21 protein-coding genes, 1 tRNA gene and 1 pseudogene are annotated in these 24433 nt (G+C 67.1%); 7 read left to right on the top strand and 16 right to left on the bottom strand.

Annotated features, from left to right (window positions below; genetic code table 11):
* Positions 1-538: 538 nt before the first annotated feature.
* A pseudogene (locus AC11WY_RS09360) lies at positions 539-1000 on the bottom strand (IS3 family transposase); the annotation flags it as partial.
* A gap of 792 nt (positions 1001-1792) precedes the next feature.
* Here AC11WY_RS09360 and AC11WY_RS09355 point away from each other — a divergent pair.
* Both AC11WY_RS09355 and AC11WY_RS09350 read left to right on the top strand, forming a co-directional pair.
* Positions 1793-2929 carry a metallophosphoesterase family protein gene (locus AC11WY_RS09355; protein ID WP_482924725.1) on the top strand — a complete coding sequence of 379 codons (1137 nt, stop codon included), beginning with the start codon at positions 1793-1795 and terminating at the stop codon, positions 2927-2929.
* Complete coding sequence (locus tag AC11WY_RS09350) at positions 2926-5553, top strand: AAA family ATPase (protein WP_482924723.1); 2628 nt, start codon at positions 2926-2928, stop codon at positions 5551-5553. Before AC11WY_RS09355 ends, AC11WY_RS09350 begins: the two co-directional genes overlap by 4 nt.
* A 501-nt stretch (positions 5554-6054) precedes the next feature.
* Here AC11WY_RS09350 and AC11WY_RS09345 read toward each other — a convergent pair.
* The 13 genes from AC11WY_RS09345 to iscR form a co-directional block, all read right to left on the bottom strand.
* Positions 6055-7677, bottom strand: coding sequence for a CRTAC1 family protein (locus AC11WY_RS09345; protein WP_482924722.1), 1623 nt, complete (start codon positions 7675-7677; stop codon positions 6055-6057).
* A gap of 3 nt (positions 7678-7680) precedes the next feature.
* Positions 7681-9006, bottom strand: a complete 1326-nt coding sequence (locus AC11WY_RS09340) for a vanadium-dependent haloperoxidase (protein WP_482924720.1) — start codon at positions 9004-9006, stop codon at positions 7681-7683.
* A gap of 248 nt (positions 9007-9254) precedes the next feature.
* Positions 9255-9331, bottom strand: a tRNA-Arg gene (locus AC11WY_RS09335).
* A gap of 55 nt (positions 9332-9386) precedes the next feature.
* Positions 9387-10607 (bottom strand): cysteine desulfurase, encoded by a 1221-nt coding sequence (locus tag AC11WY_RS09330; protein WP_482924718.1) that lies wholly within the window; start codon positions 10605-10607, stop codon positions 9387-9389.
* On the bottom strand, positions 10607-11197 hold the full coding sequence (locus tag AC11WY_RS09325; RefSeq protein WP_482924716.1) for a Yip1 family protein: 591 nt from the start codon (positions 11195-11197) through the stop codon (positions 10607-10609). Before AC11WY_RS09325 ends, AC11WY_RS09330 begins: the two co-directional genes overlap by 1 nt.
* Positions 11194-11688, bottom strand: a complete 495-nt coding sequence (locus AC11WY_RS09320) for a YIP1 family protein (protein ID WP_482924714.1) — start codon at positions 11686-11688, stop codon at positions 11194-11196. The genes AC11WY_RS09325 and AC11WY_RS09320 overlap by 4 nt, the downstream gene beginning before the upstream one ends.
* Positions 11689-12978: a Fe-S cluster assembly protein SufD gene (gene sufD / locus AC11WY_RS09315; RefSeq protein WP_482924712.1), complete on the bottom strand. Its 1290-nt coding sequence runs from the start codon at positions 12976-12978 to the stop codon at positions 11689-11691. It abuts the gene before it with no gap.
* Positions 12978-13733, bottom strand: a complete 756-nt coding sequence (gene sufC / locus AC11WY_RS09310) for a Fe-S cluster assembly ATPase SufC (protein WP_482924731.1) — start codon at positions 13731-13733, stop codon at positions 12978-12980. The genes sufD and sufC overlap by 1 nt, the downstream gene beginning before the upstream one ends.
* A gap of 27 nt (positions 13734-13760) precedes the next feature.
* Positions 13761-14549, bottom strand: coding sequence for an FkbM family methyltransferase (locus tag AC11WY_RS09305; RefSeq protein ID WP_482924711.1), 789 nt, complete (start codon positions 14547-14549; stop codon positions 13761-13763).
* A gap of 4 nt (positions 14550-14553) precedes the next feature.
* Positions 14554-15180 (bottom strand): hypothetical protein, encoded by a 627-nt coding sequence (locus tag AC11WY_RS09300; RefSeq protein WP_482924709.1) that lies wholly within the window; start codon positions 15178-15180, stop codon positions 14554-14556.
* Positions 15177-16706: a Fe-S cluster assembly protein SufB gene (gene sufB, locus AC11WY_RS09295; RefSeq protein ID WP_482924707.1), complete on the bottom strand. Its 1530-nt coding sequence runs from the start codon at positions 16704-16706 to the stop codon at positions 15177-15179. Before sufB ends, AC11WY_RS09300 begins: the two co-directional genes overlap by 4 nt.
* 42 nt (positions 16707-16748) lie before the next feature.
* Positions 16749-17795 carry a cysteine desulfurase family protein gene (locus AC11WY_RS09290; protein ID WP_482924705.1) on the bottom strand — a complete coding sequence of 349 codons (1047 nt, stop codon included), beginning with the start codon at positions 17793-17795 and terminating at the stop codon, positions 16749-16751.
* Positions 17796-17901: 106 nt separating this feature from the next.
* Positions 17902-18363, bottom strand: a complete 462-nt coding sequence (gene iscR, locus AC11WY_RS09285) for a Fe-S cluster assembly transcriptional regulator IscR (protein WP_482924704.1) — start codon at positions 18361-18363, stop codon at positions 17902-17904.
* A 159-nt stretch (positions 18364-18522) separates the two neighbouring features.
* Between iscR and AC11WY_RS09280 the strand changes: the two genes are divergently transcribed.
* From AC11WY_RS09280 to typA, 5 genes are all read left to right on the top strand, one after another.
* The gene (locus AC11WY_RS09280) at positions 18523-19176 is read left to right on the top strand and encodes an alpha/beta hydrolase (protein WP_482924702.1); all 654 of its coding nucleotides are present in this window, start codon (positions 18523-18525) and stop codon (positions 19174-19176) included.
* A 7-nt stretch (positions 19177-19183) separates the two neighbouring features.
* Complete coding sequence (locus tag AC11WY_RS09275) at positions 19184-19417, top strand: hypothetical protein (RefSeq protein ID WP_482924700.1); 234 nt, start codon at positions 19184-19186, stop codon at positions 19415-19417.
* Positions 19414-20004, top strand: a complete 591-nt coding sequence (locus AC11WY_RS09270) for an HD domain-containing protein (RefSeq protein WP_482924699.1) — start codon at positions 19414-19416, stop codon at positions 20002-20004. The genes AC11WY_RS09275 and AC11WY_RS09270 overlap by 4 nt, the downstream gene beginning before the upstream one ends.
* A gap of 104 nt (positions 20005-20108) precedes the next feature.
* Entirely contained in the window at positions 20109-21323 is a 1215-nt protein-coding gene (locus tag AC11WY_RS09265; protein WP_482924697.1) for an NADP-dependent isocitrate dehydrogenase, read from the top strand.
* Between the two features lie 136 nt (positions 21324-21459).
* Complete coding sequence (typA, locus tag AC11WY_RS09260; protein ID WP_482924696.1) at positions 21460-23280, top strand: translational GTPase TypA; 1821 nt, start codon at positions 21460-21462, stop codon at positions 23278-23280.
* Positions 23281-23422: 142 nt separating this feature from the next.
* Here typA and AC11WY_RS09255 read toward each other — a convergent pair whose 3' ends face one another.
* Both AC11WY_RS09255 and AC11WY_RS09250 read right to left on the bottom strand, forming a co-directional pair.
* Complete coding sequence (locus tag AC11WY_RS09255) at positions 23423-24217, bottom strand: class II glutamine amidotransferase (RefSeq protein ID WP_482924694.1); 795 nt, start codon at positions 24215-24217, stop codon at positions 23423-23425.
* Complete coding sequence (locus AC11WY_RS09250) at positions 24218-24424, bottom strand: DUF6356 family protein (RefSeq protein WP_482924693.1); 207 nt, start codon at positions 24422-24424, stop codon at positions 24218-24220.
* Between the last annotated feature and the right edge of the window lie 9 nt (positions 24425-24433).

The following is a 24433-nucleotide window of genomic DNA, read 5'->3' as shown; positions in this document are numbered from 1 at the left end:
GCATCACCACCCCAAGCCCCGAACAATTGGAGCTCTTCGACACCCTAAACCTGCCAAAACCCGCCTGACAGACCTCATGTAGTTACATTTTCGCCCCTTCGGCCATAATAAAATCAATCACTTATCGCCGTAGCTGTCGAAGATGGGGGCCTACGACCCCACTGACCTTGAAATGCTTCCGCCGATCCGGGTGCGCTGCCTCACCGGTCAGGTTGAAAAACCCTTCGAATTCTTTCGGAAAGAAACCAAGTAGCGAAATTCGAGCCCAGAGAAGGTTGGACCGCAGTCGCGTCCGCACCGCCAAATCTCACATAATCGACTGATTTAGAACGATTTTCCACGCGGAAATTTCGATTGCCACGATTGGCCCAGCACCCCGGAAACGCTGGATGTGCCGCGCGGTGTGACCGACCGGCAACAAAGGCCATTCGTCCGCCTCGGTCATGCCGCTTCGAGGGCCCTTCTGCGAAATCGCTCGGCACGATCGCTGGAGAAGAGTTGGGCCGCACCGGGTTTGCCGGAGGCGGATTGATCCCTGTTACGCGGCCCTGGCTTCCGTTTCCAAAGCAGCGTGGCCGTTGGCTTCCGCGTCCGCGGGCGGGATGTTCCCGATGGGATCGAGCTGCGGCGGGTGCCGAACCAGTTGACCCATTCGCGGGTCGGGTATTCCACCTCCTTGAAGCTGCGCCGCGGGTTGCGGCGGTGGATCGTCTGGGCCAGCGCGGTGTCGTCGCTGTCGCCAACGCTGCCGACCGAGGCGATCCGCGCTTCGGCCAGCCGTTCGGCCTGTTTGATCGACAGATACCGCCCGCCCGTTGCCCGGCACCGGCTAGCCAGCAACCCGTGAGAGGGGCGGTCGCGGTGATGAACCCGGCCCCCTTCCTTTGACGGGACGGCGGTCGTGGACGGCCTGTTCGCGTGCGTCCGGACCGAAACCCGCATGGGGTGTTGCGCTGAGGCGCCAGCCGACGATCCGCCGGCCATAGGCGTCGACGGCGAAACCCTCTGATGCCCGCCAGCGACGCTCGTAGCGCGTCTGGCCAGTTGACCGCGCCCGAGCCGAGGCATCGGAGGTGCGGGGACGCGAGTTCCGAGGTGCCCAAACGCACCCCCGTGACGTCATCACCCCTCTTCCAGGACGTCGACGATCGTGTCGGAGGGTGCGACCCTGGGGTTCGTCAGCCATTCTCTGCTTCGGGCGGATCCGGAGTCCTGAAGCAGGACTGGTTGAGCGGGACCAGGGATTCGAAAGCATGACCGCCCCGGTCTGACCTCCCGACTCCGCCGCGCCCCCTTCGAATCAGTGCGGGGTATCCCGGCGACGACTCGGGTCGCGAGCGACCGCGGAGGCTGAAGGGATTCATTCCCTTGCAATCCTCACGCTCATGACGGAAAGTTCAAGACCTGAAGCCGGGGGACTGAAACCAGTGCAATCCCACCCGTTCCCTCTGCGTGCAGATACACTTCGCACCCGACTTGATGTTGGGAACCTGCCCGACGGCGCGCCGGAAGTCCGTTTCCAGGCTTTGGCATGGCTTGAGATGGGCTGGCATCCTTGCCATTGGGGCGACCGGGGTGAGGTCATCGCGCCCGAAGGCCGTCGCGAGATGGTGGCGGCGCACCGGCGCGACGACTGCGCGCCGCTTCCATGATAATTGCGTTTTGTCTGAAAAATCAATGCGTTCCTCATCTTGGCGCCCGAGACCCACGTCAGGTCTTGACACCCGACCGGGGTATTCGTGGCCCGGTTCGACCGGCGATTTCCACCCGTCCATCTGTGTGAGGTGCGTTGATGCCTGCGTTCCGTTTCATCCATTCGTCGGACCTCCATCTGGGGCGGCGGTTCGGCAACCTGCCAGAAGAGGTGCGCGGGCGGCTGGTCGAGGCCCGGCACCAGATCATCGGCCGCCTTGCCCGCGCCGCGCGGGATCATGGTGCGCAGCACATCCTCGTGGCCGGCGACATTTTCGATACCGAAACGCCGACCGATCAGGTCTGGCGTCAGGCTCTGGCGGCGATGGCTGCCGATCCGGCTAACCAGTGGTGGCTGATCCCCGGCAACCATGACAGCCTGGCCGCCGAAAGCCTCTGGCAACGGTTTCGCGCCCATGCCGCCCCGAATGTCCATCTGCTGGACACCGCGGGGCCGGTCGAGATTGCGACGGATGTCGTCCTGCTGCCTGCCCCCGCCCCGACCCGCTATCCGGGCCGTGACCTGACGCAATGGATGCCGGCCTGCGAGACCGGCCCGCGCGCGCTGCGCATCGGCCTTGCCCACGGCGCCGTGCAAGGGTTTGGCGGGGAAGACGGCGGCGTGACGGAGATCGTTCCGCCCGACCGTGCCAGCACCGCCCGGCTTGATTACCTCGCGCTTGGCGACTGGCACGGGCACCTGAAGATCGGCGAGCGGACCTGGTATTCCGGCACCCCAGAGCGTGACAGTTTTGCCCATGACGGTCGCGGCGTCTGCCTTGCCGTGACGATCGACGCGCCGGGCGCCCTGCCAAGGGTCGAGGCGGTGGAAACCGGCGCGCTTGCCTGGTCGGCAGAGGAGCTGCCGCTCATCGCCGAACAGGACGGGGCCGAAGCGCTCGCCACTTTGCTGCCGAGCGATCGCGCCGCGCGACGGGACTATCTCATGCGCGTCAAGGCGCAGGGCCGCGCCACATTGGCAGACCGCGCAGCCCTTCGGGAGGCGGCGATTGCGGTTGCGCCCGAGTTCTGTTTCTTCGACCTCGACGACACCGCAGTGCAAACCGAAGTCGAAGCCGCCGACCTCGACGCCATCGACCGGAATGGCGCGCTGCGCCTTGCCGCCGACACCTTGAGCGTAGCAGCGCAGGACGAAAACCGGCCCGCCGAGGCGCGGCGCGTCTCTGCCGCGGCGCTGAACCGGCTTTATGGCTATCTCACGGGAGACCGGTCATGAAGCTGACCGCGATCACCCTGAACGACGTGCGCCGCTTCACCTCGCCCGTTCGCGTGACGGGCATAGGCGCCGGGCTGAACGTCATGTCGGCCCCGAATGAGGAAGGCAAATCGACCCTGTTCGACGCATTGCAGGCGCTGTTCTTCCAGTCCTATCGCTCGCGCGGCAAGGAGATCACGGCTCTACGCCCGCATGCCGGTGGTGCCCCGACCGTCATCGTCGACCTCACCACCGCTGAAGGTGCATTCCGCATCATGAAACGCTGGTTTTCAAAGCCCGCCGCGGAAGTCTGGCAAGGATCGCGCCTTGTCGCCAAGGCCGACGATGCCGAGGCCTGGATTGCCGCGCTGACGCAGGGCAAGGGCGATGGTGGCCCGGCCGGTCTGCTCTGGGTGCGGCAGGGTCTGACTGCGCTCGATCAGGGCTCGAAGACCGAACGCGAACTGGCACATGGCGCGCGGCGCGACCTGATGTCGTCGGTCACCGGCGAGGTCGAAAGCCTGACCGGCGGGCGGCGCATGGATACCGCGATTGCCCGGTGCCGGGACGAACTGGATCGCTACGTCACCAGCGGTGGGCGCCCGAAGGCAGGAGGGCCGCTGAAAGCCGCCGAGGATGAGGTGGTCACTCTGAGCCAGCGGCAACGCGAGTTGACCACGCTCACCGAAACCCTGCGCGGCAATCTGGACCGGCGCCATGCCGTGCGGCGCGAGTTGGGCGAGTTGCGCGCGCCCGAGGCCATTGCCGAGCGCCGGAAACGGTTGGACACGGCGAGCCGCGACCATGATGCAGCGCAACAGCATGCCGAGCGAACGGCGCGGGCGCTGGATGTCGTGACAATGGCCCGGATGACGCTGACCGGCACCACCACCCGTCTGGCGACCCTGCGCGCCGCACGGGATGAACTGGCGCACGCGGAACGCGCCGCAAGCGACGCGGACGCCTTCGACGCCGAGGCCCGAGCGTTGCTCGCCAAGGCGGAATCCGCGCTGGCCCAGGCACAGGCCGAGGCCGGGACGGCCCGCGCCGCCCTTGCTGCCGCCGAAGCGACGCTGCGCCAGTCGATGAAAGCCGAAGCCGCCCGGACCGCGCAAACGCGCCGGGCGGAGATCGGGGATCGGTTGACGCGGGCCGGAGCAATCGAGGCGACGCTCGCCGCCGATCGCAAGGCCGCGGCCACCGGCCCGGACGGCGCTTCCCTCACCCGCCTTGAAAAAGCGGCGCAGGAGGTTGCCGTCCTTCAGAAACTCCGCGACAGCGCGGCCCCTGACGTCATGATGCACTATGCCGAGGGCGTCACTTCGGGTGTCAGCCTCGATGGTGTTCCGTTGATGGCGGACGCCCACAAGCCGATCCCCGAGGGCGCGACACTGACCCTCGCCGGGCTGGGCCGCCTGACGATCCGCCCCGGCAAGACCGCCGACGATACGCGCAAGCTGGCGAAGGCCGAGGCGGATCTGGCCGCCGCGCTGGCGGCCTTCGATCTGCCGGACATGGCGGCGGCCCGCCACGCGGCGACACTGCGGGCCGAAGCTGCAAGCCGTCTGGCACAGGCGCAGGCGACGCTTGCTGGCCTTGCGCCGAACGGTGTCGCGGCGCTGAAGGCTGAACGCGATGCCCTGCCGGACCCGACCGGGGCCGGGGCCGATGTTCCGGCCCCGGACGCGGCGCAGCGCGCGGTCGACGGCTGCGTCATGGCGCGGGACGCCGCCGAAGCCGCCCTGGAGACGGCACGGCGCAAGGCCGATCAGGACCGCCAGACCGCCGCCCGCGCGGCGGCCGCCAACGAAGGCGCGGCCGGGCGGCTGGCCCGCGCCACGACCACCATCGCCGCCTTCGACAATCCTGAAAAGCTGGAGCGGGCGCTCGCATCGGACCGTGACCTTGCCGACGCCAGGCTGACCGAGGCCGAGGCGATGCACCGTGGCCTTGCCGAGGCGGCCCCCGACCTTGCCGCGGCGGAGGCGGCGCTGACGCGGGCCCGTTCGGTGATGGAACAGGCCGAGGCCGAGGCCGCGCGACTGGCCGAGGAATTGTCGGGGCTTGACACCGCGATCGACCTGCGGTCCGGCGAGGGTGTCGAGGAGGAACTGGCCGACGTCACCGCCCGCCTCGGCACGGCCGAGCGGCGGCTGGAAAGCCTGCGCTTCGAGGTCGCCATCCTGCAGGAACTGGCCGCCACGCTCGACACCGCCCGCGCTTCGGCCCGCGACCGCTACTTCGAGCCGGTGATGGCGGAACTGAAACCGCTCTTGCGGCTTTTGTGGCCGGACGCCGAACTGCGGTTCGACGGCGACAGCATCCTGCCGACGGCCCTGACCCGGCACGGTCAGGAAGAAGAGGTCGATGTGCTGTCGGGCGGCACCCAGGAACAGATCGCGCTGATGGTGCGGCTTGCCTTCGCCCATATGCTCGCGGCGGCGGGGCGCCATGCGCCGGTCATCCTCGACGATGCTCTGGTCTACACCGACGATGACCGGATCGAGCGGATGTTCGACGCGCTCCACCGTCAGGCAAGCGAGCTTCAGATCATCGTGCTGTCCTGCCGCCAGCGCGCCTTCCGCGACCTTGGCGGGCAGAAGTTGGGTTTCGTCCCCTGCGACCTGCCGCCGGAGTTCGCCTGATGCGGCGCGAGAACGGCCGTGTCCGGCTTTTGGCCGCGCGCCTCCTGCGCTTGATGGGCTGCCGCCACACTGGCCGCGGACATCGCACGCGGAGCGGCCGGCAAGAACCGCCGGGCCTTGGCGGATGCCTGGCCGGAATCCAAGGAAACGCTTGTTCCGCAGAAGGAAGATGGGCCCGTCGTCCCGCGCAACTCGGTCTGCCCGACCGCGTTCCTGACCAGCGAAGATCTCGGGGTCAGCGTCAGTTGGTGGCGGATCGTGCCGGGCCTCTTCGTCAGCCCGCTCGAACCCAGCGGGAACATCCCGCCCGCGGGGAAGCCGAGGCAGAATTCGACACGTCTCTGCAGATCGAAGCCTGGGCCGCGTAACCAAGATCAATCAGCCTGCGGCAAACCCGGCGCGGTTCGAAGGTGCGCAGGAGGATGCGTCTGGCGCAACGCCGCCTTTCTCGGCGCCGGTCGGATCACGGGTCGTGGCGCGCCGAACCAGCGGCGACGGGCGCTACTTCGGCACCCACACCTGCGCGGGGTTCCGAGGCGCGAGCGTGTAGAACGCGTCGCCCGCGACGTGTTCCCACGGGTCGGCCGTCCCGTCGGGCCAGATCACCCGCACATCCGCTTCGGTGACCGCGCCAAGGCCGAAGTGGTGCCAGCCCAGGCTGCCGCTGGCATGGCCGCCGCCGGCGGTGATCTCGCGCCGCATCGTCACGTCGCCGCGCTTCACCTCGATCCAGGCGCCGATCGCATCGGTGTTCGGGCCGGGCTGATGCAGGCCGAACTCGATCCAGTGGCCCGTGGTGGCGCTGGTGTTGCGCCACACCTGCGCCTCGGCGTGCCGGTTCACCACGACCAGATCAATCTTGCCGTCCAGGTTGAAATCGACCAGCGCCGCCCCGCGCGCGGTCTTCATGCTGGCCACGCCCGCCGCCAGACCGGCCTCGTGGAAATGGCCCGTGGCATCCTGCAACAGCAGGTTGTTGGGGTCTTTCTGGGCGAAATCCGGCATCTTGTCGACGTTGCCCTTGGCGATGAACAGATCGACCATGCCGTCGTTGTTCACATCCTCGAACTGGGCGTGCCAGCCGGTGCTGGGCTCGATGTCGCCGCCGGTATAGGGCCGCTGCGCCGTCGCCCCCAGCGAAAAGGCGATGTCCTTGAACGTGGGCCGCGGGGCGGTGCCGTCGGTCGGCACGGCGGCCAGCGTCTGCAGCTTGTTGTCGGCCATGCTGGTGATGAAGTATTCCGGGTAGCCAGTGAAGCTCAGGTCATAGCTGGCCAGCCCCATGCCCCAGATGCGCAGCGGCGCGAAGCCCTCGGCGGCGGTGAAAAGCGCGGGGGTCTTGCCGGGGTCGATGTGCCACAACTGCTCTTGCCCGCCCTTGTAGTATTCGCGGTCGTCGGCCACCCGCAGCGAGGGCGTGCCCGACCGGTTCCATTCGGTGAACAGCATCGACAGCGCGCAGAAGCTGGGCTTGAGCGGCGAGGGCGGGGCAAAGCGGCGCTGCGGCACCCCGTCCACAACTGCGGGCCGGTGCAGCCAGTTGTCGGTGCACGAGCCCCAGGGGAAGGTGTCCTGATGGCGGTCGATGTAGTTGCCGATCGCGATCGTGGGCCAGACCTGCCCGTGTTCCCAGGTGGCCGCGAAGGCGGTGGACCAGGCGTCGCCGCCGTCGAAGCCCCACAGCTCGTTCGCGCGCTCGAACTTGCAGTTGCCGAGGCCGCGCATCACCACGTTCTCGCCCACCCGCAGCAGCACGATGTCGGTGATGCCGTCGCCGTCGATGTCGATCGGATAGGCGCCCGTCACCTTGTCGAGCTCCAGCCCGCTTTGCTCTTCCACGAAGGTGATCGGGCCGCCCACGGTGCTGGTGTTGCGGTAGAACTTCGCCGGGTTGGTGCCGCCCGCCAGCAGCATGTCGGGGAAGCCGTCGTTGTTGCAGTCGAAGGTCGCAACGCCGCCGCCGACCATGTATTCCCACTCGCCGGCATAGACGCTGTGCACGCCCGAGGTGGCGGTTTCCTCGGTGAAGGTCGGCACGGCGGGCATGTCGTCGGCGCGCGCGGGGGCGGCGGAGCCCTCGCAGACCACGACGACAAGCGCCAGCAGGAGGGCGGACAGACGCATCGGCTACCTCGTGGTTTGCAGGGCGACGGCATAGGCGCCGATGCAGCGCCCCTGTTGCTGGCCGTTCTCGATCGCCGCGCGGAAGTGGATGCCGCCATAAAGCCGCGAGATCGCCGCCTCGTCGGACGCGGCGCGGAAGCTCGGGTAGCGGCGGGCGGGCATGCCGTCATCCTCTTTGGAGGTATCCTCGAAGGCGAAGTTGTCGCCGAACAGCGCCGTCAGCACTTCGGCGGCGGCGGCCGATTGCGAACTGTGGCCGCTGGGGTATTCGGGGAACGGCGGAGTGATCAGGATCGGGTCCAACTTCGGGTCGATCAGCCGCCGGATGTAGGTTACCGGCCGCACCAGGTCGTATTCGTATTTCGTCTGCCAGCAGCCGATGAAGGCATCCGCCATCGCCACGCTGAGCCGGGCCAGCACATCGACGCTGCGATCCATGTCGGCGTGCTGATCGTCGAGGATCTGCATCGCGATGGCGATCCAGTGGCCGGGCGGCGTCTTCGACAGCATCGCGTCGTCCGACCAGTAGCGCGCGATCGCCGTCTGTTCGGGGGTCAGCGACTTGACCGTCTGATAGACCTCCAGCGCCTGCTTGTAGAACTCCGAGTCCTTGTCCTCGCTGTAGGCGGGCGGCGGCGGCAGGTCGCAGCTTGCCCCGGTGGGCATCGCGAAGGGGCGGTTCTTGCCCCAGTCGGGCAACAGCGGCGCCTGCTGCTGGATGATCAGGCTGGTCGGCACCCAGTGGCCGGGGCCGGGCGTCAGCGTGTAGTGCAGCGGAAAGCCCATGTTCTCGATCACCGCGCCGCCGTCGTCGGCCGACCAGGCCAGGATCTGCGCGGCCACCGCCTTGCCATAGGCCTCGCTGCGGGCCACCACGTCGGCGGCCACCCCGGCCTCGACCTGCGCCCGCAGCTTGGGGCCAAGCGCGGCCATCGCGTGCTGCCCGGTCGGCCCGGTGTTGTCGAAATAGTCGTGCGCCGCCGCCTCCATCGCGGCCTCCAGCACGACGGTATCGTCGTAGACCTGCCCGGCCTCGCGCTGCGGAATGGTCTTGAGGCCCGTCAACTGCCCCGCCAGCGAGCGCAGCCGGTCTGACCCGGTCGCCTCGGCCTCGTAAGCGGTCACCGCGATGTAGGCAAAGGCGCGGCTCGCCACCGGCGGCGAATAGGTCGGGGTATGACGGACGAGTTCGAGGATCAGCCTGAACCAGGTCTGCAGCACGACCTGCGACCGGTCCGGGGGCACCTGCGCAAGCGAAGGCGGCGAAACCGCAAAGAGACATGCGATCATCAAAGCCGAAAGGGCCACCACGCGCGGCAAGGCTTTCATCCATGTTCCTCCCGATGAACATTCCGCCATGTCACCGGACAAACAAACACGCACAGGGGCCGCGTGGCAAGACGGTTCCGACTCGGGCGCCGACACGCGGATCAGACCATGAGAAGGCCTGACCATGCACGAGTCTGCGGACACCTGTCGCCGGACGTCCTGCGGGCGGCGGTCCGGGCGATGGAATCGCGGGCCGGGCGAAGCGGCGGCGAAGAAATCCCCGGAAACAGCCAACCATTTGATTTGATTGGTGCACCCGACTGGATTCGAACCAGTGGCCTCTGCCTTCGGAGGGCAGCGCTCTATCCAGCTGAGCTACGGGTGCACTTGCGCGTTTCTATAGCGGGCGGCGCGGAACGCTGCAACGGGCAATGCGGGCCTCAGGCAAAGAGGTCACGGCAGAGTTCCAGCGCCTCAATCAGCGCGTCCACCTCGGCGGGGGTGTTGTACAGCCCGAACGAGGCGCGGCAGGTCGCGCCGACGCCCAGATGCGCCATCAGCGGCATCGCGCAATGGGTGCCCGCGCGCACGGCGACGCCCTTCTTGTCGAGCACGGTCGAGATGTCGTGGGCATGGGCGGGGCCGTCCATCGTGAACGAGAAGATCGCCCCCTTGGTCGCCGAATTTCCCTGCACATGCAGCCAGTTGAGCCCGCCGAGTCGGGCGCTTGCATAGTCGCGCAGCGCGGTTTCATGTGCCGCGACGTTCGCCATGCCGAGGGTCATCAGATACTCCAGCGCCACGCCCAGCCCGATCTGGTTGACGATGCCGGGGGTGCCCGCCTCGAACTTCATCGGCGGGTCGTTGTAGGTGACGCTGTCGCGCGTCACCTCGCGGATCATGTCGCCGCCGCCAAGGAAGGGGCGCATCTCGGCCTGCCGTTCAGACCGGATGAAGATCGCCCCGGAACCGCTTGGCCCATATAGCTTATGTCCAGTAATGGCATAGAAGTCGCAGCCGATCGCCTGCACATCGACCGGCCCGTGCACCGCGCCCTGACTGCCATCGACCAGCACCGGCACGCCACGGTCATGCGCGCCCCGGCAGATCGCCGCCACATCGACGCGGGTGCCCAGCACGTTCGACATCTGGGTGATCGCGACCAGCTTCGTCTTCGGCCCGATCGCGTCCAGCACCGCCTGCGGGTCAAGATCGCCGTTCGCGTCCACCTCGACCCATTTCAGCACCACGCCCTGCCGTTCGCGCAGAAAGTGCCAGGGCACGATGTTGGCGTGATGTTCCATGATCGACAGCACAATCTCGTCCCCCGCCCGAAGCCGCGGCGCGGCCCAGGCGTAGGAGACCAGGTTGATGCCCTCGGTCGCGCCCGAGGTGAACACGATCTCATCGGGCCTGGCCGCGTTCAGGAAGCGCGCGATGATGCCGCGCACGGCCTCGTACTTTTCGGTCGCGATTGTCGAAAGGGTGTGCAAACCCCTGTGAACATTGGCGTACTCCATCGAATAGGCCTGCGTGATCGCGTCGATCACCACCTGCGGTTTCTGCGCCGAGGCGCCGTTGTCGAGGTAGACCAGCGGCTTGCCGTTCACCTGCCGCGACAAGATCGGAAAGTCGCGGCGCACCGCCGTCACGTCATACATCAGGCGACTCCGGGCATCAGGACGCCGAACGCGACCAGCAGGAAACTGAGGCCGAAGATCAGCACCACCGCCGTGCCGACGATCCCGAAGGCGACCAGCCAGAGGTTCTTGAAGCAGTGCAGTTCGGCGGTGAAATGTGTCAGCAACCACATCAGCGCCACCAGCGACACCAGGCCCAGCAGGTTCGCGGCGACCGGGATCAGCAGGTAAAGCACGACCTGTGCCAGCCCCAGTGCCAGCATGATGACCTGCAACCAGACCACCAGCGCCATCGCCCCGGCCCAGTCGCCCTTGCCGCCGAAGGCATGGCCAACGCCGTAAAGCGCCAGCGTCATCACGAAGAGCGAGGCGAACTGCATCGCCGCCATCAACAGCGGGTCGGGCAGCGCCGCGCTGAGCAGCACCTGCACGTCGGCCCCCCCCACCGCCAGTTCGGCGAAGAGCAGAAGGTCGGTCAGCACCGAGACCAGCAGCAGCAGTTCCCACAGTGTGCGCCGGGGCAAGCGCAGCGAAAGGATCGCGCGGGCGCCGCCGCGCGGGTCGCGTGCGGTCAGCCGCGCAAGATCGGTCACATCGGCGAACCCGGTCATGCCGTAGCCCCCACGGCCTCGGCGGCGCGGAGCGCACCCCCGAACAGCCACAGGAACGCCGCCAGCACGACAAGGCCCAGCCCGGTCAGCAGCGGGCCCGGCCCGATCAGCCCGGCCACCAGCCCCTGCACCAGCATCAGCGGGCTCGCCGCCAGCAGCGCCCAGAACAGCGCCAGCCGCGCGGTGAACCAGGTGCCCTGCCCGCCCAGCGCGCGCGCCACCAGCCGCACCAGCGCCGCCAGCCCGTAGGCGATCAGCGGCGCCAGGAACAAAAGCCCCATCAGCGCGCCGCCGACACGGGCGTCGAAGGGCACCGACGGGTCAAGCCGCGTGGCGCGCATCAGCCCCGGCCATTGGCCGAGGAAGATCAGCGCCAGCGCCGCCATCAGCGTGGCCAGCGCGCGATCCTCGCGCACCCCCTCGGCCAGCTTGCGCCGCATCACCCGGCCCGGCGCCGCGTAGCTTTCCAGTATGTCCGCGCTGACCGTCATTCATCCCATCCTGCGCGCAAGCCAGCCTTCAAGCCGGTCGCGGATATCATCGGCAATCCCCGCATCCTCGATCTCCTCGATCGCCTGAGCCAGAAAAGCCTGCACCAGCAGCGCCTGCGCCGTCTTTTCCGGCACCCCGCGCGAGCGCAGGTAAAACAGCGCGGTCTCGTCGATCGCGCCCGAGGTCGAGCCGTGCGAGCATTTCACGTCGTCGGCGTAAATCTCCAGCTCGGGTTTGGCAAGGAACTGGCAGTCGTCATCCAGCAGCAGGCTTTGCGAAATCTGGTAGCCGTCGGTCTTCTGCGCGCCCTGCTTGACCAGGATCTTGCCCTGAAACACGCCAACCGCGCCATGCCGCAGCACCTTCTTGAACACCTGACGGCTTTCGCAGCGTTCGGCGGCATGGGTGACGAACACGGTATCGTCATGGTGAAAGCTGCCGTCGCCCATCGCGGCACCGGCGACATGGGCGATGGAATCGTTGCCGGTCAGTTCCACCACCGCCTCGTTGCGGGTCAGAACGCCGTTCGCGGTCAGCGTGAAGGTCTTGAACCGGCAGTCCGCGCCAAGCCGGGCAAAGAGATGCGTGGCCACCCGGCGGTCGTGGTCGCGGCCCTGGGTGCGGACGTGGTGGAAGGCCGCGCCGTCGGCAATCTCGACCTCCAGCACCGTATTGAAGCGCGCCGCACCGGGGCCGCTTTCCAGCAGCGTCAGATTGGCGCAGGGTTCCAGCCGGATGCAATGGTGCAGCACCGCGTCCGAGGTGGTCGCGACGTGGCGGTAGACCAGGCTGACCGGCATCGCGGCCTTGGCCGTCACGCGGATCAGCACGCCGTCGGTGGCCGTGGCCGAATTGAGCGCCGCCAGCGGCCGGGCGACGGGCGATTGGCCCCGCGCCTCCAGCACGCCGTAAAGCTCGCGCGCCCAGTGGATGTCGCGCGCGCCCGCCTCGGCCAGCCGCGTGATCTCGACCCCGGCCAGCGCCGGATCGTCCGAGGCCGCGGCATCGAAGACGCCATCGGTGAAGACCAGCGTCAGCCGGTCGATGGCGTCGAAGGCCGCAATCTCGTCGCCCATGTCATAAACCGCCGCCGGGGTCACCTCGGCCGAAGCCAGCGTGGTCGGGTCGGTGTAGCGCCAGTATTCGTCGCGCCGCCCCGGCAGGCCCATCGCCCTGAGCCGGTCGAGCGCCCCGCCCCGCGCCGCGGCCAGCCAGGCACCGCTGGCGGGCAGCGAAAGCCCGGCCAGCCGCGCCTCGGCCGCGGCCGATCGGACCTGCGCCGCCGCCATCAGAGCACCTCCGCCAGAATGTCGGCGTAGCCGTTCTGCTCGACTTCCAGCGCCAGTTCCGGCCCGCCGGTCTTGACGATGCGCCCGTCGGCCATGATGTGCACCACGTCCGGCGTGATGTGGTCCAGCAGGCGCTGGTAATGCGTGATGACGAGGAAAGACCGGTCGGGCGAGCGCAGCGCGTTCACGCCCTCGGCCACCAGCTTCATCGCGTCGACATCCAGCCCCGAGTCGGTCTCGTCGAGGATGCACATCTTGGGTTCCAGCATCGCCATCTGCAGGATTTCGTTGCGCTTCTTCTCGCCGCCCGAAAAGCCCACGTTGACCGGGCGTTTCAGCATTTCGGCGTCGATCTTCAGCGCCTTCGCCTTCTCTCGCACGACCTTCAGGAAGTCGCCCGCGCTCAGTTCCTCTTGCCCGCGCGCCTTGCGCTGCGCGTTCACGGCAGTGCGCAGAAAGGTCATGTTGCCGACACCGGGGATTTCCACCGGATACTGGAACGCCAGAAACAGCCCCGCCGCCGCGCGCGCTTCCGGTTCCATCGCCAGAATATCCTCGCCGTCAAGGTGCGCCGAACCCTCGGTGACCTCGTAGCCACCGCGGCCCGACAGCACATAGGACAGCGTGGACTTGCCCGACCCGTTCGGCCCCATGATGGCATGGACCTTGCCGGTTTCCACCGTCAGGTTCACCCCTTTCAGGATCACCTTGTCCTCTTCTTCAAGCTTCACGTGCAGGTTCTTGATTTCAAGCATGGTCATTCCATCAGGTTCAGCGAACACTCAGGCGTTCGGGATGATCAACAGATTCTGGTTGTGCTTGAACCGCCGCCCCTCGACGGCGATCCCGTAGCCAAGCCGCGCCATCCAGTCGGCGAATTCCGCCCGGTTGACGTGCTCGATCTCCAGATAGATCGCCGGGCGCGTGGTGCGGATGGTCTGTTCCAGCCCGCGCAGGGCCAGCATCTCCATCCCCTCGACGTCCATCTTGAGGAAATCAATCCTGCGTCCCGCCAGCAGCGAGTCGCCGGTGCGCAGCGGGATGCCGCCCGCCCCCACCACCAGCCGCGTCGCGCCAAGGTTGTTCTCGCGCAGCGACAGGTCGGCCTGCGCGCCATCGTCGCGATCGGTCAAGCCATAGCCCAGCGTGCCGGTCTCGACCCGGTCGATAACGCCGTTCAGGATCATGTTCGACAGGTAAAGCTCGTAGGCCGCCGGATTGGGTTCAAACGGGATCACCTGCGACGCCCCCAGCCGGGTCAGCGCGTAAAGCGAATGGTTGCCCACATTGGCGCCCACGTCGCAGAACACACCCCCCGCCGGGAAATACGTCCCGACCTCGGCGAGTTCGTCGGCCTCGTAGAACTTGCCGCGGCTGTGCTTGCGCTGGATGCGGTCGTCGGGGTTGGCGACGCTGAAGAAGATCCAGCGCCCGCCGATCTCGGCGCGCACCACGCTGACGCCCGGCGCGGTGCGGAACACGCGCGGATCGGCCAGCGCGGCCTGCGCCCGGTCCGACAGGATGGCCCCCGCCGCGGAAGTCTCCGATCGCCTCGTTTTACTGTCACCCATCGCCCTAGGCCGTCTGCAGGAAATACTTGAGAACCCAGCCCAGCCGGTCGGCCGGGATGGTCTGCGGCACCAGATCGAAGCGCGCCATGCGGCCGATCATTGCCGCCGGGCGCAGGAATTCCTCGACCCCGTGGTAATGCCGACGCCCGGCATAATCGTCAAACAGCACCGTCACCGGCCGCGCGATGCGGAACGCGGTCGTCAGCAGGCAGGCGACGCGAAACCGCCCATCGACCAGCACCACGTCGGGGTGCACGAAATCCGGCCGGTCCCAGACCGACAGCGCATAGCCCGGCCAGCGCCGGAACATGGTGTCATCCGCCGGGTGGCCCCAGTCGCGCGTCGGGCCGATGTCGGCGGCGTGCAGGTGCACCGTCGCCGCGGGCGGGTTGGCGCCGAACCACGCACGCATCCCCGCCACCCAGGCCGGATCGCTTTCCACCGTGAACACCGTCTTGCCCGGCATGTCGGCCGCCAGCGCGGTCGATCCGCCCGCCCCGTATTCGAGGATTGTCGCCGCCGCCGCATAGGCCGCCGTCAGCGCGGCCCGCTCGGCGGCGGGCATGCTGATCTCGGGGCGCTGCGGTGCCGCGGGCACCGTGCGTTCCGCCGCGGCCGGTCCTTCGCTCACCCGACGCTTCCTTCCAGACTGATCGCGACCAGACTCTGGGCCTCCATCGCGAATTCCATCGGCAGCGCCTGCAGCACTTCCTTGCAGAAGCCGTTGACGACCAGCGCCACCGCCTCTTCCTCGTCCATCCCGCGCGAGCGGCAATAGAACAACTGGTCCTCGTCCACCTTGCTCGTGGTCGCCTCATGCTCGACGCGGGACGAGTTGTTCTTCACCTCGATGTAGGGAACCGTGTGCGCCCCGCACTTGTCGCCGATCAGCAGGCTGTCGCACTGGGTATAATTGCGCGCATTCTTCGCCTTCGGATGCACCGAAACCAGCCCGCGATAGGTGTTCTGCGCCCGGCCCGCCGAGATGCCTTTCGACACGATCCGGCTGCGGGTGTTTTTGCCCAGATGGATCATCTTGGTGCCGGTGTCGGCCTGCTGCATGTTGTTGGCGATCGCGATCGAGTAGAACTCGCCCTGGCTTTCATCCCCGCGCAGGATACAGGACGGGTATTTCCAGGTGATCGCCGAGCCGGTTTCGACCTGCGTCCACATCACCTTGGCGCGGTCCTCGCGGCAGTCGGCGCGCTTGGTGACGAAGTTGTAGATGCCGCCCCGGCCCTCGGCATCGCCGGGATACCAGTTCTGCACGGTGGAATACTTCACCTCGGCGCCTTCAAGGATGACAATCTCCACCACCGCCGCGTGCAGTTGCGCAATGTCGCGCTTGGGCGCCGTGCAGCCTTCGAGATAGCTGACATAACTGCCCTTGTCGGCGATGATCAGCGTGCGCTCGAACTGGCCGGTGTTCTCGGCGTTGATGCGGAAGTAGGTCGACAGCTCCATCGGGCAGCGCACCCCCGGCGGGATGTAGACGAAGGAACCATCTGAAAACACCGCCGAATTCAGCGTGGCAAAGAAGTTGTCCGACGGCGGCACGACCGAGCCAAGGTATTTGCGCACCAGGTCGGGATATTCCCGGATCGCTTCGGAAATCGGCATGAAGATGACGCCGGCCTTCATCAGTTCCGCCTTGAAGGTGGTGCCCACCGAGACCGAATCGAACACCGCATCCACCGCGACCTTGCGGCCCTCGGCAGGCGCCCCTTCGGCCCCCTCGACGCCGGCCAGGATCATCTGCTCCTTCAGCGGAATGCCGAGCTTGGCATAGGTCGCCAGCAGCTTCGGATCGACCTCGTCCAGGCTTTTGGGCTTGCCCGACATGCTCTTGGGCCGGGCGTAGTAGAACTGGTCCTGATAGTCGATCACGGGGTAGTTCAGCATCGCCCAGCGCGGTTCGTCCATCTGCTGCCAGCGCCGGAACGCGGCCAGCCGCCACTCGGTCATCCACTCCGGCTCGCCGTTCTTGGACGAGATCAGCCGCACGATATCCTCGTTCACGCCCTTGGGCGCGTATTCGGTCTCGATATCGGTATCCCAGCCGTACTTGTAGGCGCCGGACATGGCCTGCACCGTCTCGATCGTCTCGCGATCGACGCCGTCGCGCACGTCCGCCTCAACCTTGTCCAGAGCAGCCATCCGGCGCCTTCCTTTCCGTTTCAGGGGCTTGCGCCCCGATCCTCATCCCGTCCGCGCGCGCCAGCGGCGCACCTGCGCGGCCCAGACCCCGGCAAAGCGCAGCACCTCGTCGCGCGTCACGCCGGGCCCGATCGACACCCGCAGCGCCGACATCGCCGCCACCTCGTCGAATCCCATCGCGCGCAACACACGGCTCGGCCGCACCTTGCCCGACGAACAGGCCGACCCGGCCGACAGCGCGAACCCGGCCAGATCCATCTGCATCACCTGCGTCTCGCCCTTCCAGCCGGGCGTCACGAGGCAAACCGTATTCGGCAACCGCGCGGCGCCTTTCCCGACAATAATAGTCGAGTTTTCCGCCGAGGCCAACGCCTCTTCCAGAATATTTCTAATCTCGGCGACATTTTCCCAGACGCCGTCGGCCAGATCGCGCGCCGCGGCCTCGGCCGCCGCCCCGAAACCGGCGGTGCCGATGACGTTCTCGGTGCCCGCGCGCCGCCCCATTTCCTGCCCGCCGCCGCGCATGCGCGCCGCCACGTCGAGGCCCCGCCGCAGCACCAGCGCCCCCACGCCCTTCGGCCCGCCGAGTTTATGCGCCGAGACCAGTCCCATCGCGCAGCCCAGCCAGTTGAACGCCAGCGGCAGCTTGCCGAACCCCTGCGTCAGATCGCTGACCGCCAGCCCTTCGGGCAAGACCTGCACCACCCCGGTCTCGGGGTTGGCGATCTGCACCGCCGCCCGCGCGGGGTCCACCACGCCGACCGCGCCCTGTGCATCGACCGGCAGCGCAACCTCGCACCACGCCGAAACCGCGTCATGCTCGACCCCGGCGCACAAAAGCCCGCGCCCCTCCAGCGCCAGCGCCGCGGCTTCCGTCGCGCCCGAGGTGAAGACGATCTCCGCCCCCTCGGCGCCCAGAGCCGCCGCCACCTGCGCCCGCGCCCGCTCCACGATCGCCCGCGCCGCGCGCCCCTCGGCATGAACCGAGGACGGATTGCCCACCACGTCCATCGCCGCGATCATCGCCGCCCGCGCCTCGGGCCGCAGCGGCGCCGTCGCGTTCCAGTCAAGGTAGACGCGCCCGCTCACGCCCGCGCCCCCGGCCTGCATTCACATTGGCACAAATATCCTCGGGGGAGGCGCCGCAGGCGCCGGGGGCAGACAGCCCCCCGAATCTTCGCCAGGAATTCGCCCCTCATTCGTCGTCGACCACCCGGAACAGCGCGGGCACCGCCGGGCAGGGCCGCATCTCGTTGCGCACCACGTCGGACAACCGGGTCTGGTGCAGGAACACATAGACATGCGCCGACAGCCCCTCCCACAGCCGGTTCGTCAGCGATTGCGCCCGCGTGCCCGACGTGCCGCCCGACGCCCCCGCACCCTGGTGCATCGCGCTCACCGTCTCGTCGACCGCCTCCATGATCTCGCTGATCCGGATCGCATCCGGCGAGCGCGCCAGCCGGTAACCGCCGCCCGGCCCGCGCACCGATTCCACCAGATCGGCACGCCGCAACTTGACGAACAACTGCTCCAGATAGGGCAGCGAGATGTCCTGCCGCTTGGCGATCTCGGCCAGCGTCACCAGATCATCGGATTTCGCCAGCGCCAGATCGGCGAGCGCCACCATCGCATACCGGCCCTTGGTCGAGAGTTTCATCGGATTGGCTCCGCCAAATGGATTGACGTCGGGCAGAAGGAACCTTACCTCCTTGCCACCCGACCCGGCATGCTCCGGTTTTGGAATGGTTCTAGGTTGTCCGAGCAAATCCGTCAAGAATGACGGTGCACGGACCCCGCAGGAAAGACAGGCGAGGCGATGCCCGAAGTGATATTCCCCGGCCCGGAAGGTCGGCTTGAAGGCCGTTACCATCCGCAGAAGGAACGCGACGCCCCCATCGCCATCGTGCTGCACCCGCACCCGCAGTTCGGCGGCACGATGAACAACAAGGTCGTTTATAACCTGCACTACGCGTTCTACAATCTCGGCTTCACCGTGCTGCGCTTCAACTTTCGCGGCGTGGGGCGAAGCCAGGGCGAATACGATCAGGGCATCGGCGAGCTTTCCGACGCCGCCTCGGCGCTCGACTACCTGCAGTCGATGAACCAGAATGCCAAGCACTGCTGGGTGGCGGGCTTCTCGTTCGGGGCCTGGATCGGCATGCAGCTTCTGATGCGGCGTCCCGAGATCACCGGCTTCATCTCGGTCTCGCCGCCCGCCAACATGTATGACTTCTCGTTCCTCGCCCCCTGCCCGGCGTCCGGCCTCATCATCAACGGCTCCGCCGACCGGGTGGCGCCGCCGAAGGATACGCTGGGACTGGTGAACAAGCTGCACGAACAGCGCGGCATCACCATCACGCATGATCTGGTCGAAGGTGCCGGCCACTTCTTCGAAGAGCCCCACATGGACCGGATGATCACCTCGGTCTCCACCTACGTCAAACGCCGCCTTGGCGAGGCGTCGCGCTGAGGCGGCCATGAGCTTCATCGAGGATCTCGCCGACGACCTCGCCCGCGACACGCTCGTCGCCTGCGACGAGATCGGGGATGACCGCTTCTACGAACAGGTCTCCCGGGCGATCGGCGTGCTCTCGCCGACCTTGCAGGAGGCGTTCATGACCTCGATCCGGATGCGGCTGGCCGAGCGGCGCGGCCGCCGCGCGCTCGACGACGCGCTGCGGGCCTTCCGGGCCGACAAATCCCCCCGATGACCGCCCGCCTTGATGCCCAGTTCGCCTTCCTGAACGAGGCCGACCGGCTCAAGCAGGTGCTGCGCGCCACCACCCTGAACGACGGCTCGCGGCGCGAGAATTCCGCCGAGCACAGTTGGCACCTCGCGCTTTACGCGCTCGTGCTGGCCGATCAGGCCGACCCCGGCGTCAGCATCGACCGCGTGATCCGGATGCTGATCCTGCATGACCTCGTCGAGATCGACGTCGGCGACGTGCCGATCCACTCGCAGGGCGGTCAGGCCCACGCCAGCGCGGAAACGCAAGCCGCCGAGGCCCGAGCCGCCGACCGGCTGTTCGGCCTTCTGCCGCCCGACATCGGCACGCCCCTGCGCGCGCTCTGGGCCGAGTTCGAGGTCGCCGAGTCCCCCGATGCGATCTTCGCCAAGTCGCTCGACCGGGTGCAGCCGGTGATGGCCAACCTGCAATCGGGCGGCGGAACCTGGATCGACTATGGCGTCACCGCCGCGCAACTGGAAAGCCGCGTCGGCGTCAAGGTCGCGCGCGGCGCGCCCCGGCTCTGGGCCTGGATGCGCGCCCGGCTCCGCCCCTTCTTTCCCACGATCTGAACCGGCGCCCCGCAAATGGTATGCAATAGCATACCGCCCTTCCCAAACCCCCGCTTTTCCGCTATGACGCGGCCCAGCGAATCCCACATCCAAGAGGCCAGGACATGACCAAGATCAAGGTGGCGAACCCCGTCGTCGAACTCGATGGCGACGAGATGACCCGCATCATCTGGGACTTCATCAAGCAAAAGCTGATCCTGCCCTATCTCGACATCGACCTGAAATACTACGACCTCGGCATCGAGGAGCGTGACCGCACCAACGACCAGATCACCATCGACGCCGCCAACGCGATCAAGCGCTATGGCGTCGGCGTGAAATGCGCCACCATCACCCCGGACGAGGCGCGGGTCGAGGAATTCCACCTGAAGCAGATGTGGAAATCGCCCAACGGCACCATCCGCAACATCCTCGGCGGCGTGATCTTCCGGCAGCCGATCATCTGCAGGAACGTGCCCCGCCTGGTGCCAGGCTGGACCAAGCCGATCGTCGTCGGCCGCCACGCCTTCGGCGACCAGTACAAGGCGACCGATTTTCGCTTTCCCGGCAAGGGCAAGATCACGCTCAAATTCGTCGGCGACGACGGCACGGTGATCGAGCGCGAGGTCTACGATGCGCCCTCGGCCGGGGTCGTGATGGGCATGTACAACCTCGATGCGTCGATCATCGACTTCGCCCGCGCTTCGCTGAACTACGGCCTCAACCTCGGCTGGCCGGTCTACCTGTCGACCAAGAACACCATCCTGAAAGCCTATGACGGCCGCTTCAAGGACCTGTTCCAGAAGGTCTTTGACGAGGAATTCGCCGACGCCTTCAAGAAAGCCGGCATCACCTACGAACACCGCTTGATCGACGACATGGTCGCCTCGGCGATGAAATGGTCGGGCGGCTACGTCTGGGCCTGCAAGAACTACGACGGCGACGTGCAGTCCGACACCGTGGCGCAGGGCTTCGGCTCGCTGGGCCTGATGACCTCGGTCCTGATGACGCCCGATGGCCAGACGGTCGAAGCCGAGGCCGCCCACGGCACCGTCACCCGCCACTACCGCCAGCACCAGGCGGGCAAGGAGACCTCGACCAACTCGATCGCCTCGATCTACGCCTGGTCGGGCGGGCTGAAGCATCGTGCCAAGCTCGACAACAACGCCGCCCTGCAACGCTTCGCCGAAACGCTGGAAAAGGTCACCGTCGATGCCGTCGAGGATGGCTGGATGACGAAAGACCTCGCCCTGCTGGTCGGCCCCGACCAGAAATGGCTGACCACGATGGGTTATCTGGAAAAGGTCGACGCGTACCTGAACAAGGCTCTGGCGGGCTAAATCTTCCCGTTTCTTCTTGGCAGAAATACTCGCAGGGGGTCCGGGGGGCAGACAGCCCTCCGGCCTTCGCCGTTTCAGCACTGGCGTTTTCGCGCCGCCTCGGTTATCGCGGCGGCGCAGCACATAGGCAGAGATCATGGACCTTCGCAATATCGCGATCATCGCGCACGTCGACCACGGCAAGACCACGCTGGTGGACGAGCTTCTGAAGCAATCGGGCGCGTTCCGCGAAAACCAGGCCGTCGCCGAACGCGCGATGGACAGCAATGACATCGAGCGGGAACGGGGCATCACCATCCTCGCCAAATGCACCTCGCTGGAATGGGGCGGCTTGCGCATCAACATCGTCGACACCCCCGGCCACGCCGACTTCGGCGGCGAGGTCGAACGTATCCTGAGCATGGTCGATGGCGTGGTGCTGCTGGTGGACGCCGCCGAAGGCCCGATGCCGCAGACCAAGTTCGTCACCTCCAAGGCGCTGGCGCTGGGGCTGCGTCCGATCGTCATCCTGAACAAGGTCGACAAGCCGGACGCCGAGCCCGACCGCGCGCTGAACGAGGTGTTCGACCTTTTCGCCAACCTCGGCGCCGACGACCATCAGCTTGATTTCCCGCATCTTTACGCCTCCGGCCGGGCCGGTTGGGCGGATACCGAGCTGGACGGCCCGCGCAAGGATCTGTCGGCGCTTTACGAGCTGATCATCAAGCACGTCCCCGCCCCCGCCCAGATCGCGCACCGCCACGAGCCGTTCCGGATGCTGGCCACCACGCTGTCGGCCGACCCGTTCATCGGCCGCATCCTCACTGGCCGGGTCGAGGCGGGCAGGCTGCGCGCGGGCGAAACCATCAAGGCGCTGTCCCGCGACGGCGAGCGGCTGGAACAGTTCCGCGTGTCGAAGGTTCTCGCCTTCCGCGGTCTCTCGCAATCGGCCATCGACGTGGCCGAAGCGGGCGACATCGTGACGATCGCGGGCATGTCGAAGTCGACCGTGGCCGACACGCTCTGCGCACTCGACGTCGATACCGCGCTGCCCGCGCAGCCGATCGACCCGCCGACCATTTCGGTCACCTTCGGCATCAACGACTCGCCGCTGGCGGGCCGTGACGGCGCCAAGGTGCAATCCCGCGTCATCCGCGAACGGCTGATGAAGGAATCCGAGATCAACGTGGCGATCAAGGTCTCCGACACCCCCGGCGGCGACGCGTTCGAGGTGGCGGGCCGCGGCGAATTGCAGATGGGCGTGCTGATCGAGAACATGCGCCGCGAAGGGTTCGAGCTGTCGATCAGCCGCCCCCGCGTGATCTTCAAGGACGAAGACGGCGTCAAGCTGGAGCCGATCGAAGAGGTCATCATCGACGTCGACGACGAATACACCGGCGCCGTGATCGACAAGATCACCGGTCAGCGCAAGGGCGACCTAGTCGAGATGAAGCCCGCGGGCGTCGGCAAGACCCGCATCGTGGCCCATGTGCCCTCGCGCGGGCTGATCGGTTATCACGGCGAATTCCTCACCGACACGCGCGGCACCGGCGTCCTGAACCGCATCTTCCACGCCTGGGCGCCGCACAAGGGCGCCATTCAGGGCCGCCGCGTCGGTGTGCTGGTCTCGATGGAGTCCGGCACTTCGGTCGCCTTCGCGCTGTGGAACCTCGAAGACCGCGGCAAGCTGTTCATCGGCGCGCAGGAACAGGTCTACGAAGGCATGATCATCGGCGAACACAGCCGGGACAATGACCTCGACGTCAACCCGCTGAAGGGCAAGAAGCTGACCAACATGCGCGCCTCGGGCACGGATGAGGCGGTGCGGCTGACCACCCCGGTGCGGATGAGCCTGGAAGAAGCGATCTCCTACATCGACGACGATGAACTGGTCGAAGTCACGCCCAAGGCGATCCGGATGCGCAAACGCTACCTCGACCCGAACGAGCGCAAGCGGCAAAGCCGCAGCGGCAACTAGAGCGAATTGCGTTCTGTCTGACGCAAGGACATCAGAATTCGCCCAAGTCTTGGGGCGAATTCTGATTCAAGTTGAACGCAATTCGCTTTAGGCCGCGAAAGTTCGGGCCGCGTCGAAAATCGACGCGGCCCGCCGAGTGGCTTCAGGCTGCGGCGGCGATGCGCCCCGGCCTGAAGGTGGCTACTCTTGCACCGTCATCCTCGAAGACGCAGAACGACCCGGCCGGAACGGGCACCCACCCGCCCTCGCCGGTTTCCAGCGGTTCCGACACCACCGCCATGCCGCCGCGGCTTTCACTCCAGCGGTGGTAAAGCGTGGGGGCCGCGTCGTCGGTGGCATAGCGCACCGCGTAAAGCCGCTGCCCGTCCGACAGCGCCGCCGTCAGCCGCACATGCGGCGCGCTGCCCTTCTGCCGCGACAGCGTCTCGAACCGGGCGACAGCACGTTCCAGCGCGCCCAGCGGATCGTCATCCAGCCCCTCGCCCAGCGCCACCAGGAACAGCGCCTCGCTGTCGGTCGCGCCACGCCGATGCGGGTAAAGCGCCTCGGGGATCATCATGTCGGCGTCGCGGCGAAAGCTGTCATAGCCGCCGATCTGGCCGTTGTGCATGAAGCTCCAGCGGCCGACGGCGAAGGGGTGGCAGTTGTTCCGGCTGGTGGCGGTGCCGGTCGAGGCTCGCACATGCGCGAGGAACAGCCGCGATTTCACCTGCGCGGTCAGGCTGCGCAGGTTCGGGTCCGACCAGGCCGGATAGACGTCGCGGTAAAGCCCCGGTTCGTCCCGCTCGCCATACCAAGCCACCCCGAAACCATCGGCGTTGATCGTGCTCTTGCACTCGGTCGCGCAATGGCTCTGGTGGATCAGCGAATGGCCGGGGCGGCTGACGATTTCCTCAAGAAAGATCGGCGCGCCGGTGTAGGCGGCCCAGCGGCACATTCACTGGCCCCGGTTGTGGGTGCGCGCGTAAAGCGCGGCCACCTTGCGGCTGGCGGTGCGCTCGAACGCGAAGGGCAGCACTGCGTGAACCAGCGCCGCGAAGGCCGCGCCGAACAGCGCCAGCGAAAAGCGCCCGGCAAAGGCCGCGTGCTGCAGATAGGTTTCGTTCACGGACCGCGGGTGGTCCAGAAAAAGCCGGCCGATCATCGCTGCCTC

This window comes from Solirhodobacter sp., from assembly GCF_964715405.1.
Note: the sequence above shows the minus strand (reverse complement) of the source record. Positions and strands in the feature narration are given on the sequence as shown.

Bases quoted from the DNA above. Each gene is read 5' to 3' on its own strand.
- AC11WY_RS09355 (WP_482924725.1), top strand. From the start codon at position 1,793: ATGCCTGCGTTCCGTTTCATCCATTCGTCGGACCTCCATCTGGGGCGG.
- AC11WY_RS09350 (WP_482924723.1), top strand. From the start codon at position 2,926: ATGAAGCTGACCGCGATCACCCTGAACGACGTGCGCCGCTTCACCTCG.
- AC11WY_RS09345 (WP_482924722.1), bottom strand. From the start codon at position 7,677: ATGCGTCTGTCCGCCCTCCTGCTGGCGCTTGTCGTCGTGGTCTGCGAG.
- AC11WY_RS09340 (WP_482924720.1), bottom strand. From the start codon at position 9,006: ATGAAAGCCTTGCCGCGCGTGGTGGCCCTTTCGGCTTTGATGATCGCA.
- AC11WY_RS09330 (WP_482924718.1), bottom strand. From the start codon at position 10,607: ATGTATGACGTGACGGCGGTGCGCCGCGACTTTCCGATCTTGTCGCGG.
- AC11WY_RS09325 (WP_482924716.1), bottom strand. From the start codon at position 11,197: ATGACCGGGTTCGCCGATGTGACCGATCTTGCGCGGCTGACCGCACGC.
- AC11WY_RS09320 (WP_482924714.1), bottom strand. From the start codon at position 11,688: ATGACGGTCAGCGCGGACATACTGGAAAGCTACGCGGCGCCGGGCCGG.
- sufD (WP_482924712.1), bottom strand. From the start codon at position 12,978: ATGGCGGCGGCGCAGGTCCGATCGGCCGCGGCCGAGGCGCGGCTGGCC.
- sufC (WP_482924731.1), bottom strand. From the start codon at position 13,733: ATGCTTGAAATCAAGAACCTGCACGTGAAGCTTGAAGAAGAGGACAAG.
- AC11WY_RS09305 (WP_482924711.1), bottom strand. From the start codon at position 14,549: ATGGGTGACAGTAAAACGAGGCGATCGGAGACTTCCGCGGCGGGGGCC.
- sufB (WP_482924707.1), bottom strand. From the start codon at position 16,706: ATGGCTGCTCTGGACAAGGTTGAGGCGGACGTGCGCGACGGCGTCGAT.
- iscR (WP_482924704.1), bottom strand. From the start codon at position 18,363: ATGAAACTCTCGACCAAGGGCCGGTATGCGATGGTGGCGCTCGCCGAT.
- AC11WY_RS09280 (WP_482924702.1), top strand. From the start codon at position 18,523: ATGCCCGAAGTGATATTCCCCGGCCCGGAAGGTCGGCTTGAAGGCCGT.
- AC11WY_RS09275 (WP_482924700.1), top strand. From the start codon at position 19,184: ATGAGCTTCATCGAGGATCTCGCCGACGACCTCGCCCGCGACACGCTC.
- AC11WY_RS09270 (WP_482924699.1), top strand. From the start codon at position 19,414: ATGACCGCCCGCCTTGATGCCCAGTTCGCCTTCCTGAACGAGGCCGAC.
- AC11WY_RS09265 (WP_482924697.1), top strand. From the start codon at position 20,109: ATGACCAAGATCAAGGTGGCGAACCCCGTCGTCGAACTCGATGGCGAC.
- typA (WP_482924696.1), top strand. From the start codon at position 21,460: ATGGACCTTCGCAATATCGCGATCATCGCGCACGTCGACCACGGCAAG.
- AC11WY_RS09255 (WP_482924694.1), bottom strand. From the start codon at position 24,217: ATGTGCCGCTGGGCCGCCTACACCGGCGCGCCGATCTTTCTTGAGGAA.
- AC11WY_RS09250 (WP_482924693.1), bottom strand. From the start codon at position 24,424: ATGATCGGCCGGCTTTTTCTGGACCACCCGCGGTCCGTGAACGAAACC.